This window comes from Sulfurifustis variabilis, assembly GCF_002355415.1.
GTDB classification, from domain to species: domain Bacteria; phylum Pseudomonadota; class Gammaproteobacteria; order Acidiferrobacterales; family Sulfurifustaceae; genus Sulfurifustis; species Sulfurifustis variabilis.
In genome coordinates, this window is the sequence record NZ_AP014936.1 from 909,584 (window position 1) to 923,214 (window position 13,631).

Annotated in this window: 14 protein-coding genes and 1 pseudogene; 9 read left to right on the forward strand and 6 right to left on the reverse strand. The window is 68.7% G+C overall.

The genetic code is table 11. The features are described from left to right. Positions 1-93 precede the first annotated feature (93 nt). Entirely contained in the window at positions 94-1,032 is a 939-nt protein-coding gene (locus SVA_RS04370) for an AEC family transporter (protein WP_096459335.1), read from the forward strand. Between the two features lie 196 nt (positions 1,033-1,228). On the opposite strand, the gene SVA_RS04375 is transcribed toward SVA_RS04370, so the two are convergent. Then, complete coding sequence (locus tag SVA_RS04375; RefSeq protein WP_096459338.1) at positions 1,229-1,525, reverse strand: DUF1540 domain-containing protein; 297 nt, start codon at positions 1,523-1,525, stop codon at positions 1,229-1,231. 201 nt (positions 1,526-1,726) lie between these two features. On the opposite strand from SVA_RS04375, the gene SVA_RS04380 reads away from it, so the two are divergent. Together SVA_RS04380 and SVA_RS04385 are read left to right on the forward strand one after the other, a co-directional pair. After that, on the forward strand, positions 1,727-2,230 hold the full coding sequence (locus SVA_RS04380; protein ID WP_096459341.1) for a hypothetical protein: 504 nt from the start codon (positions 1,727-1,729) through the stop codon (positions 2,228-2,230). Between the two features lie 263 nt (positions 2,231-2,493). Continuing rightward, positions 2,494-3,210, forward strand: coding sequence for an OmpA family protein (locus tag SVA_RS04385; RefSeq protein WP_148665377.1), 717 nt, complete (start codon positions 2,494-2,496; stop codon positions 3,208-3,210). A 471-nt stretch (positions 3,211-3,681) separates the two neighbouring features. On the opposite strand, the gene SVA_RS04390 is transcribed toward SVA_RS04385, so the two are convergent. The 3 genes and pseudogenes from SVA_RS04390 to SVA_RS04400 all read right to left on the reverse strand — a co-directional run bounded on the left by SVA_RS04390 (position 3,682) and on the right by SVA_RS04400 (position 5,693). Further along, positions 3,682-4,257: a hypothetical protein gene (locus tag SVA_RS04390; RefSeq protein ID WP_096459347.1), complete on the reverse strand. Its 576-nt coding sequence runs from the start codon at positions 4,255-4,257 to the stop codon at positions 3,682-3,684. Between the two features lie 245 nt (positions 4,258-4,502). Further along, positions 4,503-4,580, reverse strand: a pseudogene (locus SVA_RS20385) (VPLPA-CTERM sorting domain-containing protein); the annotation flags it as partial. A 6-nt stretch (positions 4,581-4,586) separates the two neighbouring features. After that, positions 4,587-5,693 (reverse strand): diguanylate cyclase, encoded by a 1,107-nt coding sequence (locus tag SVA_RS04400; RefSeq protein ID WP_096459350.1) that lies wholly within the window; start codon positions 5,691-5,693, stop codon positions 4,587-4,589. Positions 5,694-6,246: 553 nt separating this feature from the next. On the opposite strand from SVA_RS04400, the gene SVA_RS04410 reads away from it, so the two are divergent. From SVA_RS04410 to SVA_RS04435, 6 genes are all read left to right on the forward strand, one after another. Beyond that, entirely contained in the window at positions 6,247-6,861 is a 615-nt protein-coding gene (locus SVA_RS04410) for a rhomboid family intramembrane serine protease (RefSeq protein WP_096459357.1), read from the forward strand. A gap of 127 nt (positions 6,862-6,988) precedes the next feature. Beyond that, the gene (locus tag SVA_RS04415) at positions 6,989-8,515 is read left to right on the forward strand and encodes a hypothetical protein (protein WP_096459360.1); all 1,527 of its coding nucleotides are present in this window, start codon (positions 6,989-6,991) and stop codon (positions 8,513-8,515) included. A gap of 243 nt (positions 8,516-8,758) precedes the next feature. Beyond that, complete coding sequence (locus tag SVA_RS04420) at positions 8,759-9,460, forward strand: YebC/PmpR family DNA-binding transcriptional regulator (RefSeq protein WP_096459363.1); 702 nt, start codon at positions 8,759-8,761, stop codon at positions 9,458-9,460. 467 nt (positions 9,461-9,927) lie between these two features. After that, entirely contained in the window at positions 9,928-10,641 is a 714-nt protein-coding gene (locus SVA_RS04425; protein ID WP_096459366.1) for a M48 family metallopeptidase, read from the forward strand. A gap of 132 nt (positions 10,642-10,773) precedes the next feature. Further along, positions 10,774-11,055 carry a CopG family ribbon-helix-helix protein gene (locus SVA_RS04430; RefSeq protein WP_096459369.1) on the forward strand — a complete coding sequence of 94 codons (282 nt, stop codon included), beginning with the start codon at positions 10,774-10,776 and terminating at the stop codon, positions 11,053-11,055. Continuing rightward, a complete protein-coding gene (locus SVA_RS04435; protein ID WP_096459372.1) occupies positions 11,043-11,336 on the forward strand; it encodes a type II toxin-antitoxin system RelE/ParE family toxin in 294 nt (97 codons plus the stop codon). The genes SVA_RS04430 and SVA_RS04435 overlap by 13 nt, the downstream gene beginning before the upstream one ends. Before the next feature lies 1 nt (position 11,337). Here SVA_RS04435 and SVA_RS04440 read toward each other — a convergent pair whose 3' ends face one another. Then, positions 11,338-12,819 carry an ABC transporter permease/substrate-binding protein gene (locus SVA_RS04440; protein ID WP_197703367.1) on the reverse strand — a complete coding sequence of 494 codons (1,482 nt, stop codon included), beginning with the start codon at positions 12,817-12,819 and terminating at the stop codon, positions 11,338-11,340. Then, the gene (locus SVA_RS19985; protein WP_197703368.1) at positions 12,816-13,568 is read right to left on the reverse strand and encodes an ATP-binding cassette domain-containing protein; all 753 of its coding nucleotides are present in this window, start codon (positions 13,566-13,568) and stop codon (positions 12,816-12,818) included. Before SVA_RS19985 ends, SVA_RS04440 begins: the two co-directional genes overlap by 4 nt. Positions 13,569-13,631 lie beyond the last annotated feature (63 nt).

Here is a 13,631-nt window from a genome sequence, read left to right on the forward strand (position 1 = left end):
GAGAACGGGCCTTGCTCCCGGCACTTGGGCAGATCGCGGAGAGCCGGGCCGGCCAGGACAGAACCGCCGGGACAACAACAACGAGGAGGGACGATGCAAGGCAGTGTGCTGACGATTCTGTTCTTTCTGGCGCTGGGCATCGGATGGCGCTTTGTCTCGCCGCAAGGCATCGCGGCCGCCTCGCTGCAGCGCCACCTTCAGGTACTGGCCCACTACGTGATACTGCCGGTCGCGGTATTTTTTATCCTCGCCAAGCTGCCGATGAATGCGGCGGCGATGAAGATACTGTGGTATGTCCTCGGCACCTCGGCCATCACGCTGGCGGTCGCCTGGGTCTGGCTCCACTACAGCAAGATGGCGCCGAAGACCAAGGGCGCGCTGCTCATCGCCGCCGGGTTCGGCAACGTGCTGTTCCTCGGCGTGCCGCTGAACAAGGCGCTTGTCGGCGACTGGTCGATGCGCATCGCGGTGGAATACGGTCTCCTCGCCAATGTGCTCCTGCTGTACACCGCCGGCGCGATCCTGAGCCGGAGCTTCACGGAAGCGGGTGCGCCGCGGTTCAAAGGCCTCGCGAGCGAAGTCCTCGCTCAGCGCTTCTGGCTGAGGGAGCCGCTGCTGTGGGCGGCGCTGGCCGGGCTGTTCGCCAACTTCACCAGCATGGAGTTCCCGTGGTTCGCTTCGACGCAGGCCGCGATCTACGAGCTCCTGCTGCCGTTGCTGCTCCTGTCCACGGCGCTGGCCGTGAGCTGGAGCGATGCGTGGAAGACGCAGTTCGTGACCGTTCTTCCGGCGGCGGCGATACAGCTCATCCTCGCGCCCTTGGCGATGTGGGCCATGGTCTCCCTGTTCGGCTCCGTGGGCGCGAAGGGCACGCAGGCGCTCATGCTGAACAGCATGCTGCCCACCGCGCTGCTCGGCTTCGCCGCCTGCGAGCGCCACAAGCTGGATACCGGGACCTATGCCCTGGCCTTCTCGCTGACCAGCGCGCTGGCGCTCGTTACCGTTCCCCTCTGGTTCGCTCTGCTCTTCTAGCGCCGCAGGCCGCGCACGGAATCCGGTCGCGACGCGGCCGGCGGCCGCGGCCGCGACGACCGAACGGCCGGGGCCGCGGCTAGCCCTCGTCGATCATGTCGTTCGTCGGGTTGTCTCGCCTCCTGCGCCGGTCGGGTAAGGCGGCCCGTGCGGTCGGCTCTCGCCGTTCGCCGACCGCCGGCCCGGCAGCGCGTGATCACCGTGGACTGAACGTCAGGCAGTTGATGTCCCGGCCGACGTGTCCGACCTTGATCTCCGGCGCGGTGCATTCGTAGTCGTCGTTGTGCGTGCAGCCGGTCACCTTGCAGGCACCGACACCGGCGCTGTGGCTGGTGTCGCGGGTATGGCGGACGTCGCCGAGGAAGGTGTCGCATCCCGGGTGGACCCCGTCGCCGATGGTGATGGCACGCGCGTGGCAGGCGTCGTCGACGTTGTAGGCGCACGCGTAGATCGTGCACCCCGCGACGAGGGGCATGTCGATGGTCAGTCTCATGGGAGATCCCTCCTGACTTGCAGCGTCTTCCTGACCGAGGGGAAATTCACTCTACGCCGGCAGGGGAGCGGGTCAAGACAAGCGGCAACGGTGCTGATGTCATTACATCGCGCACGGACGGGTGTATGGCGCGCACTTCGCCCGCCAATCGTGAAGGCGGCACGAGCGGCAGGCGGCTCGGCCCTGTGGCACGATGTACTTATGAAGAGCGTTCTGCGTGCCTTCGCCGTCGTCCATGGGCTCATGGCGATCCTCTTCGCCTGCGCGGCGCTCGTGCTCGTCGCCATCGCTGCGCGCATAGGGTGGGTGGCGCTCACGGGCGATTTCGACCGGTCCGCGGCACAGGACGTCATCGAGGCCGTCGGGCTGCTCGCCGCCGCTGTCGTCGCGCTGCAGATCGCGCAGACCATCGCGGAGGAAGAGGTCGTGCGCGGCGCTCACATCAGCGCCCCGACACGGGTCCGGCGCTTTTTGTCCCGGTTCTTCGTCGTGGTCATCGTCGCGCTCGCCATCGAAGGGCTCGTCGCGACGTTCAAGGCGATACACGAGGAGCCGGAGCAACTGCTGTATGCGGCGAGCATCGTGTTGTCCACCGGCGCGCTTCTGGCCGGCTGGGGCGTGTTCGTCCGCCTCAACCGCTATGCCGAAGAGCTGGAGCCCGAAGCCATGCAGAGGGCGAAGCGTGAAGACAAGAAGCTCGAGTAGCGGCAGTCACAAGCTGCGGAGGCACGAGGAAGCGCCAGGGCAGGACCGATACTTCGCCGCCGCGCACATCGTTTGGCGTTTGCGCCGTGACCGCGGGCCATCCATCTTGGCCCGGTTGCCATTGATCGGACAACGCGTGCCCGGCGCAGCGCATTCGTTTTAATTTTGCAGCTCATGTCGCGGTCGCAAAGACGGCGACGTCGCGCTCTTCCGGTTCCCCCCGGGCGCGCGCAGACCACGACCAACAATAAGGAGGCAACTTCGTGAATCGGTTTCTACTGACTTCGGCCGTCGTTGCGGCGACGCTCGCGATGGGCGGCTGCGTGAGCTCGGGCAAGTACGAGCAGCTCGAGGCCGACAAGAACCAGGTCGAAAAGGAGAAGGGCACGCTCCAGGAGCAGACGGCGGCGCTCGAGAAGGAGAAGAGCCTGCTGCAGGAGCAGATCGCCGCGCTGGAGAAGGAGAAGGCGGCGCTGGAAGCCAACAGCCAGCAGAGGCAGTCGCAGTACGACGCGCTGGTGAAGAAGCTCTCGGCCGAGGTGGAGCAGGGTCAGCTTCAGGTACGGCAGTACAAGAACATGCTGTCGGTGGACGTCGCCGAGAAGATCTTCTTCGACTCCGGGCGCGCGGAGCTGAAGGAGAGCGGCAAGGAAGTGCTCGCCAAGGTCGGCGAGGCGCTTAAGTCGTACGAGGACAAGGTCATCCGGGTCGTGGGCTACACGGACAACGTCCCGATCGCCAAGTCCATGCAGCGGATCTATCCCACGAACTGGGAGCTTTCCGTGGCGCGCGCCACTAACGTCGTGCGCTTCCTCCAGGACGCCGGCGTGCCGCCCGAGCGCATGGTCGCGGCCGGGCGCGGCGAGTTCTCGCCGGTCGCCCCGAACGACACCGCCGAGGGCCGGCAGAAGAACCGGCGCATCGAGATCATGCTGATCGACGAGAAGGCCGCCGAGGAGCTGACGACGGCCCAGCAGTAACGCTCGTTCCCGTCCCGACGCGCGACCCTCACCCCCCGCCCCTCTCCCGTTCACCGGAGAGGGGAGAGGGCGATGGTGCCGGAGGCGAGGCGACGGCGGGGTGAGGAGGTGGGGGTTGCTTCACGCGGCGTTACCCCTCTCCCCCGGCCCTCTCCCGCAAGGGGAGAGGGAGACCGGCGCCTCGCCGGCGGGCCGGCGCTTGAAGGCCTTGGTGACTTGTCGTGGCGAGCGCAGCGAAGCGAAGGAGATTGCTTCGTCGCTTCGCTCCTCGCAATGACAACAGTGGGGCGACAACCTCCAGGGCGGACGTGTCGTGTGTGACATGGTTTCTGCGTCGCCTGCTCACGCTTTCGCCCGCTCCGCGCGCTTGCTCACGGCTCCTTCTGTCATTGCGAGCGCAGCGAAGCAATCTCGTGCTTTGTGCGGTGCTCCCGCAATGACAGCTCCGGTCGAGAGCGGGTGGCGTAGCCCCTACGCCGCCCAGCCTTCCTTCGCCAGGCGGGCGCGGCGGAGGTAGTTGTGCAGGCGCGTGTCGACGCCCGAGCCGGTCAGCAGGGCCGGGTCGGAGCGGACGGCGGTCATCCATTTGTGCCGGAGCTCCAGGTCGCCGGCGGTCAGTTCGTCGAGCCCGCTCTCCCATTGCCGCAACAGCGCCTGCACCGCCGGGCTCGCCGCGGAGGCGCCGCGGTTCATCTCCTCGCGCAGGGCGTACAGCACGCGGGGCCACTCGCGCTGCCTCGGTCCGTTCGTGCGTAAGCGGTTCGATTCGTCGGGGGTAAGGTGCTTCGCCCACAGGGCGGCGCTCAGGAAGTCGAGCATCTCGATGTCGATTCCGCCAGTCGACGGGCAGCCGGGTTCGAGGCGCCGGGTGCCGTCGTATTCGTGGAGCAGCTCCGGCGCTTCGACGGCCGTGCGCCGCAGCAGGTCCATCCAGTGCCGGGCCAGCACCTGCACCGCCTGGCCGCGCGGCGACAGCTGCCGTTCCATGGCGTTGCGCATGGCGGCGATGAGTACGGGCCACTCGTCTCTCACGTTCCTCTCTTGCATGGGGTTCTCCAATCGGTCTGAAGCGCTCGGTCTGTTGCCGCCGCCGGCCGGGTCCGCTGCGCGGATCCGGGAAGGCGGGCCTGTTCGTGCATCGCACGACAGGAGGATGGACGACGCGTTTGAAGGCCGTTTGAAGGCAGTGCGGGGGTAGTGTGAAGCGTGTGTGAGAGGGAAGCGGTCCGGATCGCGACCGCGCGACCCGGACCGGAAGGCCTTACCCGCTTCCCCGTGGGGAAGCGGTCGGATCAGCTCGCGGCTTTCCCGCGCCGCAAGAGGCCGAGGCCGCCGAGGCCAGAGGCCAGCAACCAGAAGGCGGCGGGGAGGGGTCGTTACTGCGTTTCGCTGACGCAGTTGCCGCCGAGCTTGACGGACTTGCGGATGAGGGCTTCGGTCCGGACGAGAAATTCCTTGTCCCGCATTCCCTTCTCGAGCTCGGCGATGCCGAGAGCGAGCGTGATCGCCATCGCCGGTTTGCCGGGCGCGAGCGTGACCGGCAGCGTGCGGGCCTGCACCTTGAGGCGGTCGGCCAGCTGGCGCGCGGCGTCGAGGTCGCAGTCGGGCAGGAAGGCGTAGAGGTAGCGGTTCTGGCCCACCGCGAGCAGGTCGGTGGGGCGCGTCTGGTCCAGCAGCCAGTGTCCGACCGCTTCGAGCACGCGCAGGCCCGGGCCGATGCCGTTCGCCTTGACGACGTCGTCGAGCTGGTCGATCGCGAAGCCGACGACGGCGAGCGGCTTGTTGCCCAGGCGGCACCGGGTCACGAGACGCGGGTACACCGTGTCCAGCCAGTGCTGGTTGTGCAGCAGCGTGAGCTCGTCGACGTAGCTCTCTCGCGCCGTCCCGCCGGGCGGGCGGCCGCCGACGTGGAGGCAGTGGTCGCCGCGCACGTAACGCGCGAGCAGCGCCGCGTAGTTGCGGGCGAAGGTGTGCGAGCGCTTGACGTGCTCGTCGATCGCCGAGACGTCGACCGCGAGGACGTGGGAAACCTCGGTCGCGATCACCGCGTGCTCGGCGGGCTGCATGGCGAGCGCCGAGCGCAGGCCGGTCGAGTGGCCGATGTCGGCGACGGCCGTCGGCCGCTTGTCGCTGGTCCGGGCGTAGAGCCGGAGCTGACCTTCGATGACGAAGTAGACCTTGTTGTCGATCCGCCCGGGCGCGAGCAGGACGTAGCCGGGCACGGCATGGATCGACTGGCAGCGCGGGGCGAGCGCGTCGATGTCCTTGCTCTCGAGGCCCTGGAAGAGCTCGACCGCGCGGAGGTCGTCGGCGGTCGCCGGTTCCGTGCGCGTGCTGTCCAGCTCGAGCACCGGGGGCGGCGCGGCGCGCTTGCCGAACACCTCCTCGACGTCGAACTCGAGGTCGACGTCGGAAAGCTCCACGACCTCGATGCCCTCGAGGCTGAGGCCGGGTTTCGGCGGGGGAGAGGAGGAGTCCGTCATTGTCTCGCGGCAAACGTGTCCCTTTGTCTAACCATATGTCAGGGAAGGGGTTCGGGCGAGTCGTGGGGTTTGTTGCCCCCTCTCCCCCGGCCCCTCTCCCGCGAGGGGCGAGGGGGAGTGTGTTCAACCCTCACTCCGGCCCTCTCCCGCAGGGCGGGCGGACCTTACCGCGAAGCGGGAGAGGGATAAGGGATGGAGCCGATAGCCCCGGCCCTCTCCCGCAGGCGGGGGGAGGGAGAACGGATGAGCGGGAGAGCGGGCCCTCACCCCGACCCTCTCCCGCTTTGCGGGAGAGGGAGAAGATGAGTTGAGGCAGGGGGGGGCGGGTCAGTCGACCAGGCGGTGGACGGGGAGCTTGCTCATGCGCCACGCGCCGGTGCGCGCGTCGTACTGGGAGCCGGTGAAGACCTGCCACGCGGCGTCGTTGATGGGCCAAGCGCAGGCCGGCGAGGACGCCGGGTTCGGGGACGCAAGCGTCTACACTCTACGAGGATGGCGCGGATAGCGGCGCGGCACGCCACCCGCGCGAAACACCCTGGGAGTCCAACGAGAAATGGCTAACGACACGGCACGGCTCGGATCGCTCCCGCCCCTGACGGTCGCGCTGATCGTCGTCAGCGGCCTGTTGGCGCTCCACTCCAATCTGGGCGCGTCGCGCGCCGCGCTCGCCCCGTTCCTTTTCACGCCGCCGGGAGGCGACCTCCTGGCCGGTCTGCGGGCGGGCGAGTACTGGCGACTGCTGACGCCGATCTTCATCCACTTCGGTCCGTTGCATCTGCTCTTCAACATGATGTGGCTGTGGGACCTCGGCGGGCTGCTCGAGCGCCGGCGCGGGGTCGTGTTCCTGGCCGGCTTCGTGGCGGCCGTCGGCATCGCCGCGAACCTCGCCGAGTACCTCGTGAGCGGCGCGCGCATCTTCGGCGGCATGTCCGGCGTGGTGTACGGCCTGCTCGGCTACTTCTGGATGCAGGGCAAGTACAACCCGCGGTTCGGGTACGTGCTGCACAAGCAGGTCGTGGTCACGATGCTCGCCTGGTACGTGCTGTGCTGGACCGGCCTGCTCGGCCCGATCGCGAACTGGGCACACACGGCGGGCCTCGTGATCGGCGTGGTCTGGGGTTACCTCGAAAGGGGCGGGCGCGAGCCGGCGCCGGACGCCGGGACGTGACGCCCGTCCACGCGGGCCCCTGATCACGATGCGTACGCTTTCCGATTCCCTGCACCGCCGTCCCGCGCGCGTCGCGGGCTACACTTTCCCTGTTCAATAACAACAACCCTTTCACGGAGCCGCACAGTTGAAACGTCGCACCCTCGCCGTCGCGCTGTCCGCCCTCACGCTGGTCGGTGGCCACTTCTACAACCGTCGCTGGGATCGGGCGGTGTTGTTTTTCGTGGCGTTCGTGCTCTGGGGCTTGGGCGTGTACGCGAGCCTCACCTTCCAAATGAACCGGCTGATGGATGCGACCGGCGGCGCGGCGTTTTTCGACGTCTTTCAGGGGCACGTCACCGCGTTCGGCGTCGGCAGTCTGCTCCTGTGGCTCGCGAGTCTCATCGTCGCCTTCGTGGACGGCGGCCGGACCGCGGAGGCGCCCCTTGCGCGCTGGACCGGCTCCGGCGTGGCGGCGGCCGTCGGCCTCAGTATCGTGAGCAGCCTCGCGCTCGCGCTGGCGGCCGCGACATCGGGTACCGTCCGGGTGGGGCACGAGCCGTACGAGACAACGGCCGCGCCGGAGCCGGTGCGGCATGCGCCGCGCCACTTTTCCCATTACGTCTATCTCGGGCGCTCCACGCCTTCCGGATCGCAGGCGCCCGCTCCGCCCGCCGGCGACGGTTACCTGCGCGGACGGTTCGTGTTCGAAGACAGGCCGGCGGCGGGCGTGGAGTTGACCCTTACGCTCAACGGCAAGTACGAGACCGGTCGTCTCACGACCGACGAGAACGGCGAGTTCACCGTGCGGGTGCCGAGCGGAGACTGGTTCGTCAACATGCTGGTCACCCACGCGTGGAGCGAAAAGCCGGAAGAGGGGGAGTACATGATCGTGACCGGTCACGAACCGAAGCTCGTCGGCGACGACTGGAACGAGCACCACTGGCTCGAGCGCGACGGGATCCGGGTCGAGGTGGGCGGGCAGCCGAAGGAACCGCAGCTGACCTTCACGATCCGCCGGCGCGTGAGCGTGAACTGGCCCGAGCCGGGCACACAGGCGACGCGCACGAGCGTGGACCAGGGCGTGGTGACCTGGGAACCGTACCCGGGGGCCGACGCGTACCTCGTCCGGATCACGGAGCTCGAGCGCGAAGGGCGGTCCACCACCTTTCATGGCGTGGCCGCCAAGAAGGTCGCCGGGGATACCCGCTTCCCCCTCGCCCGGTTGCAGGCGCTGCCGAGCCGGGAGGGAGAAAAGGAGTATCAGGTGTCCGTTTCCGCGTTCGCGAAGGACGGGTCGCTGCTGAGCGAATCGAACAACCGGCTGGACGGGCGGCTCTTCGTGCTGGCGGACGCCAAACAGTTCCTGCGCGATTCCGACCGGATACCGGGCTCGGATGCATTCTCGGCCAGGGAGCTCGAGGAAGCGCACGACAACAATCGCCGGATCGAGGCGGTCGCGGTGCTGCTCAAGGACGGGCTCGTCGGCGAGGCCGAACGCCTGCTCGGCAAGGTCAAGGGCAAGACCGATCCGGGCAAGAAGGCCGCCGTGACGGGTTACCTGATGGCCAGCCGCGGCCGCTGCGCCGAGGCGAAGCGGCTGTTCGCGCAGGCGTTGTCCGAGGGCGGCCGGACCTGCGTGCCGCAGCACTACCGCGCGGGCTGCGGCGAGTGACGGCGATGCGCGTCCGGCATCCCGCCGGGTCCGCATCGAGACTCCCTTGCGATGAACGCCCGTCCGCGCTGGACGAGGATCGCGCTCGGGTGGGCACGAACCGCCGGCCTTCCTTTATACTGTGCCCCGGAAAAAGCGGCCGTGACCGACCGAACAGGGCAAGCATGAACGACCTCCGCATCACGATCCCCCAGACGCCAGGCGCCGGCATCCCCAGGCATCGGCAGTTCGAGAGGGCCTGACATGGGCGCGCAGTGGAAGACCAAGATCAAAGAGACGACGGCGGCCGCGAAGGGCCGGATCTTCACGAAGCTCGCCAAGGAGATCATGGTGGCCGCGCGCGGCGGCCCGGATCCCAACCAGAATTCGAAGCTGCGGATGGCGGTGGAGCAGGCCAAGAAGGCCTCGATGCCCAAGGACAACATCGAGCGGGCGATCAAGAAGGGCGCCGGGCTGCTCGACGAACAGGTGAGCTACGAGAAGCTCACTTATGAAGGGTTCGCGCCGCACCGCGTGCCGGTCATCGTCGAATGCCTGACGGACAACGCGAACCGCACCGCGTCGAACATCCGGATGCTGTTCCGCAAGGGGCAGTTGGGCGCCTCCGGCTCGGTCTCGTGGGACTTCGACTACGTCGGCATGATCGAGGCGACCCCGGAATCGCCCGGAGCGGATCCGGAGGTCGCCGCCATCGAGGCCGGCGCCCGGGACCTGGAGCCGGCGGAGAACGGCGCGACGCTGTTCCTCACCGAGCCGTCCGATCTCGACGCCGTCGCCCGGGCCCTGCCCGCGCACGGCTTCGTCGTGCAGTCGGCGCAGCTCGGCTACCGGCCGAAGAACCCGGTCACCCTCGGCGCCGCCGAGCGCGCGGAGGTCGAGGCGTTTTTAGAAGCGATCGACGCCGACGACGACGTGCAGAACGTCTATCCGGGACTGGCGGACTGAGAAGCGGCTGCCTGGTGATCGGTATCGGTTCCTCTCTCCCCTCACCCTCACCCCAGCCCTCTCCCGCTCGCGGGAGAGGGAGCCGAAAACCACGACGTGCAGAATGTTCTTATCCGGGAGCGGCGGGGTTAGGTGACCTTTGAATAAGACGTCATTGCGAGGAGCGAAGCGACGAAGCAATCTCGCATCCGATCGACCAGAGGACAGATTGCTTCGCTGCGCTCGCAATGACACGGGAGCGCCCTCACCCCAACCCTCTCCCGCGAGCGGGAGAGGGAGTGGAAAGCCAACGGCGTGCGGAAAACGTCTATCCGGGATTGGCGGACTGAGAAGCGGCTTGCCTGGTGATTGATATCGGTCCCCTCTCCCCTCCGTGGGAGAGGGACAGGGAGAGGGGGGCGTGATCGGCAAACCGCTGAACGCGGTCACCCCAACCCGCTCCCGCGAGAGGGAGCGGAAAGCCACGTATGACGGAAACGCCTTTTGACTACCGCGTTCGGGTCAGCGCCCGGAGTCGGCGCGTTTGTCTGCGCGTGACCGTGGAGCAGGGGCTCGAGGTCGTCGTGCCGCGCGGGTACGACTGCGGGCTGCTGTCGGATCTCCTGAAGCGGAAAGAGCGATGGATACGCGGCGCCCTCGAACGCATCGAGGGGTACCGGAAGGCGCTCGGGTTCGGCGCCACCTGGGCGCCGCCGCCGCGGATCGATCTCCCGGCCCTCGATCGCTCCTGGCAGGTCGCCGCGCACGCGACCGCAGCGAACGGCGTGACGGTGCGCGAAGCGGAGCCCGGGTTCCTGCGGCTCTCGGGGCCGATCGACGACGAGCGCCTCGCCCGCGCCGCGCTTCGTCGCTGGCTGGTGCGCCAGGCGCAGGCCCACCTCGCGCCGCGGCTGGAGGCGCTGAGCCGCTCGACCGGGCTGCGCCATCGCCGCGTCGCGTTTCGCTGCCAGAAGACGCGCTGGGGGAGCTGCTCGCGGGATGGCGGCATCTCGCTCAATGCCCGCCTGCTGTTCCTGCCGCCCGAGCTCGTCGACTACATCCTGATCCACGAGCTCTGCCACACCGCCCACATGAACCATTCGAAGCGCTTCTGGGCGCTGGTCGCGCGCCACTGCCCGGACTTCCGTATCCACGACCGGCGGCTGCACGAGATGGGGAAGCACGTCCCGCGCTGGGGCTGAGCCCCACGGGGCGTAAGGGAAGAATGCACTCGGCTGCACGCCCGAACGGCCCTGAGACAGGCTCGCGTTCTCATTGTGCGGTTCCCCTTCGCGGTGCTACTCTGGTGCTACCTGACTTCCTGAGTCGCCTGCATGGCCACGACGACCACGCTCAAGTTACCGGACAAGCTGAAGGCCCGGATCGCACGCCTGGCTAGAGAAACCGGACGCTCCCCACACAGCCTGATGGTGGAAGCGCTGGAGCGCGAGGTCGCGCGCGAGGAGCGGATGCGCGAGTTCGTTCGCGAAGCAATCGCTGCGGATACCGCGGTGGAAGAGGGAGCGGCAGTCTATCGGGCCGAGGACGTGCACGCCTGGCTCGATCGCCTCGCACGGCATCGCAAGGCGCCACGCCCAAAAGCGTGGCGCAGGTAGTCTACACGCAGAACGCGCTCGAGAACCTGGAGCGCCTGTTCGCCTTCCTCTCCGAACACGATCCGGATGCTGCCGCAGCCGCCGCCACGGCCATTCGGACGGCGGTGGGGACTTTGGCGGATCATCCGTTGATCGGTCGAAGGATCGAGGGAGAAGTGCGGGAACTGGTCGTCTCTTACGGAAAGACCGGATACGTCGCACTCTACCGGATCGTGCCCGAGCAGAACCTCATCCGTCTTCTGGCCGTTCGTCATCAACGAGATCTCGACTACCCGGGCTGAGTCAGTCCCTCGCCGCCGCGCGCAGACCCTGCGGCACCACCCATCGCTCCAGCAGCTCGAACGCGCCCTGCACGAGCAGCGCGAGCGCGGCGGCGGGCACCGCGCCCTGCAGGATCAGGTCGATGTCGTCGAGGCGGATGCCGGTGAGGATCGGCTGGCCGTAGCCGCCCGCGCCGATGAGCGCGCCGAGCGTCGCGGTGCCGACGTTGATCACGGCCGAGGTCTTGATGCCCGCGAGGATCGAGCGCGAGGCGAGCGGCAGGTCGACGAGCCGCAGCCGCGCGGCGAACGGCAGCCCCAGCGCGTCGGCCGACTCGCGCACCGGCGGGGGCACGTCGTGCAGCCCGGCGTGCGTGTTGCGGACGATCGGCAGGAGGCTGTAGAGAAAGAGCGCGACCACCGCGGGCGGACCGCCGATCCCGAGCAGCGGAATCATGAACACGAGCAGCGCGAGCGCCGGGATCGTCTGGATCGCGCCGGCGACGCCGAGGATCAGCTGGCCGGCGGCGGGCCTGAGCCACGCGAGCACGCCGAGCGGGATGGCGACGAGCACGGCGGCCGAGAGCGAGAGCCCGACGAGCGCCAGGTGCTCGCGGGTGTGCCGCCAGAAGCGCTGGAGGGTGCTCCGGTCGCGGACGGCGACCTCGATGCCGAGCGACTCGCCGAGGAACTCGGCCGCGACGCGCGCCTCGGGCACGCCGTCCAGTTTCGCCCGCGCGTTCATCGACGTCATCGCGGGCGCGGTGATGCGGCCTTCGAGCCGTCGGAGGGCGTCCAGCGCCTTGGGGGCCCGGTCGGCGAGATCGGCCCGGTACAGGAACAGCGCGCGGTAGTCGGGAAAGTAGCCGAGGTCGTCCTCCAGCACCGAGAGGTCGTAATACTCGATCTCGGCGTCGGTCGAGTAGAGGTCGACGACGTGCAGGCTGCCGGCCGCGAGTCCCCGGTACGCAAGGTCGTGGTCGAGGCCGCGCACGTCGCGCTGCGGCAGACCGTAGCGCGCCCGCAGGCCGCGCCACCCGTCGGCGCGATCCATGAACTCGCTGCTGAAGCCGAAGGCGAGCCCGGGGTGCGCCTTGAGGTCGGAGATGCGGCGGATGCCGAGGCGCTCGGCGAGCTCCGGCCGCATCCCGAGGGCGTAGGTGTTGTTGAACCCGAGCGGCCGGGTCATGCGCACGCCGTGCTCCGCGAGGAGCGCGTCGAGCGCCTCGCCGCGCGGCCGCCCGGCGAAGATCTCGTGCCGCAGCGTTCCGGTGTACTCCGGGTAGATGTCGATGTCCCCGGCGAGCAGCGCGTTCCACAGCACGCGCGTGCCGCCGAGCTCGGCGCGGTGCCGCGCCGGCATGCCCTGCGCCTCGACGAGCTGGCGGGCCGCTTCCCCGAGGATCACGGATTCGGTGAACTTCTTCGAGCCGACGGTCACCGCGTCCCCGGCGAACGCGGGCGCGGCGAGCAGCAGCCCCGACAGAAAGGCGATCGCTTTCACGATTCGCTCGAGGGCGAGGGGTCGAAGGCCACGCGCTGCGCGCGCAGGAAGCGCGTGACGAAGGGATCGGCGGGGCGCCGGACGAACTCGTCGGCGGCGCCGAGCTGCACGATGCGGCCGTCGCGCAGCAGCGCGATCCGGTCGCCGAAGAACGCGGCCTCGGCCATGTCGTGCGTGACCATCACGACGGTCTTTCGCAGGCGGCGGAAGATTTCCCGCAGCTCCTCCTGCAGGTCGTAGCGGATCAGGGGGTCGAGCGCGCCCAGCGGCTCGTCCAGCAGCAGCGCTTCCGGATCGAGCATCAGGGCGCGCATGAGCGCGACGCGCTGGCGCTGACCGCCGGAAAGCTGCGCCGGGTAGCGCGCGAGGAGATCGGCAGGAAGCCGGACGAGGCCCGCGAGCTCGTCCACGCGCGCGGCGGTGCGCGCCGCGTCCCAGCCGAGGTACTCCGCCATCAGCGTCACGTTGCGCCGCGCGCTGAGGTGCGGAAACAGCCCGCCCTCCTGGATCACGTAGCCCATGCGCCGGCGCAAGAGCAGCACGTTCGCGCGGGTGACGGCCTCGCCGTCGAACTTGACGTTGCCCGTGTCGGGCGCCAGCAGGCCGACGAGGAGCTTGAGCAGCGTGGTCTTGCCGCATCCGCTCGGGCCGACGAGCACGGTCGTCTGCGCCGCCGGCAGGACGAGTGTCACGTCCTGAAGCGCGGGCGCCTCGCGGTAGCGCTTGGTCACCGATTGCAGCTCGAACACGGTTGTTCTTATAACACGCACGCGGGCGCGACCCGACGATCGGAAACGCGCCGGTCGCGCGTG

Excerpts from the sequence above, each read along its gene's own strand:
- SVA_RS04430 (WP_096459369.1), top strand. The coding sequence starts at position 10,774 with ATGGCCACGACGACCACGCTCAAGTTACCGGACAAGCTGAAGGCCCGG.
- SVA_RS04400 (WP_096459350.1), bottom strand. The coding sequence starts at position 5,693 with ATGACGGACTCCTCCTCTCCCCCGCCGAAACCCGGCCTCAGCCTCGAG.
- SVA_RS04380 (WP_096459341.1), top strand. The coding sequence starts at position 1,727 with ATGAAGAGCGTTCTGCGTGCCTTCGCCGTCGTCCATGGGCTCATGGCG.
- SVA_RS04390 (WP_096459347.1), bottom strand. The coding sequence starts at position 4,257 with ATGCAAGAGAGGAACGTGAGAGACGAGTGGCCCGTACTCATCGCCGCC.
- SVA_RS04375 (WP_096459338.1), bottom strand. The coding sequence starts at position 1,525 with ATGAGACTGACCATCGACATGCCCCTCGTCGCGGGGTGCACGATCTAC.
- SVA_RS04425 (WP_096459366.1), top strand. The coding sequence starts at position 9,928 with ATGACGGAAACGCCTTTTGACTACCGCGTTCGGGTCAGCGCCCGGAGT.
- SVA_RS04410 (WP_096459357.1), top strand. The coding sequence starts at position 6,247 with ATGGCTAACGACACGGCACGGCTCGGATCGCTCCCGCCCCTGACGGTC.
- SVA_RS04370 (WP_096459335.1), top strand. The coding sequence starts at position 94 with ATGCAAGGCAGTGTGCTGACGATTCTGTTCTTTCTGGCGCTGGGCATC.
- SVA_RS04420 (WP_096459363.1), top strand. The coding sequence starts at position 8,759 with ATGGGCGCGCAGTGGAAGACCAAGATCAAAGAGACGACGGCGGCCGCG.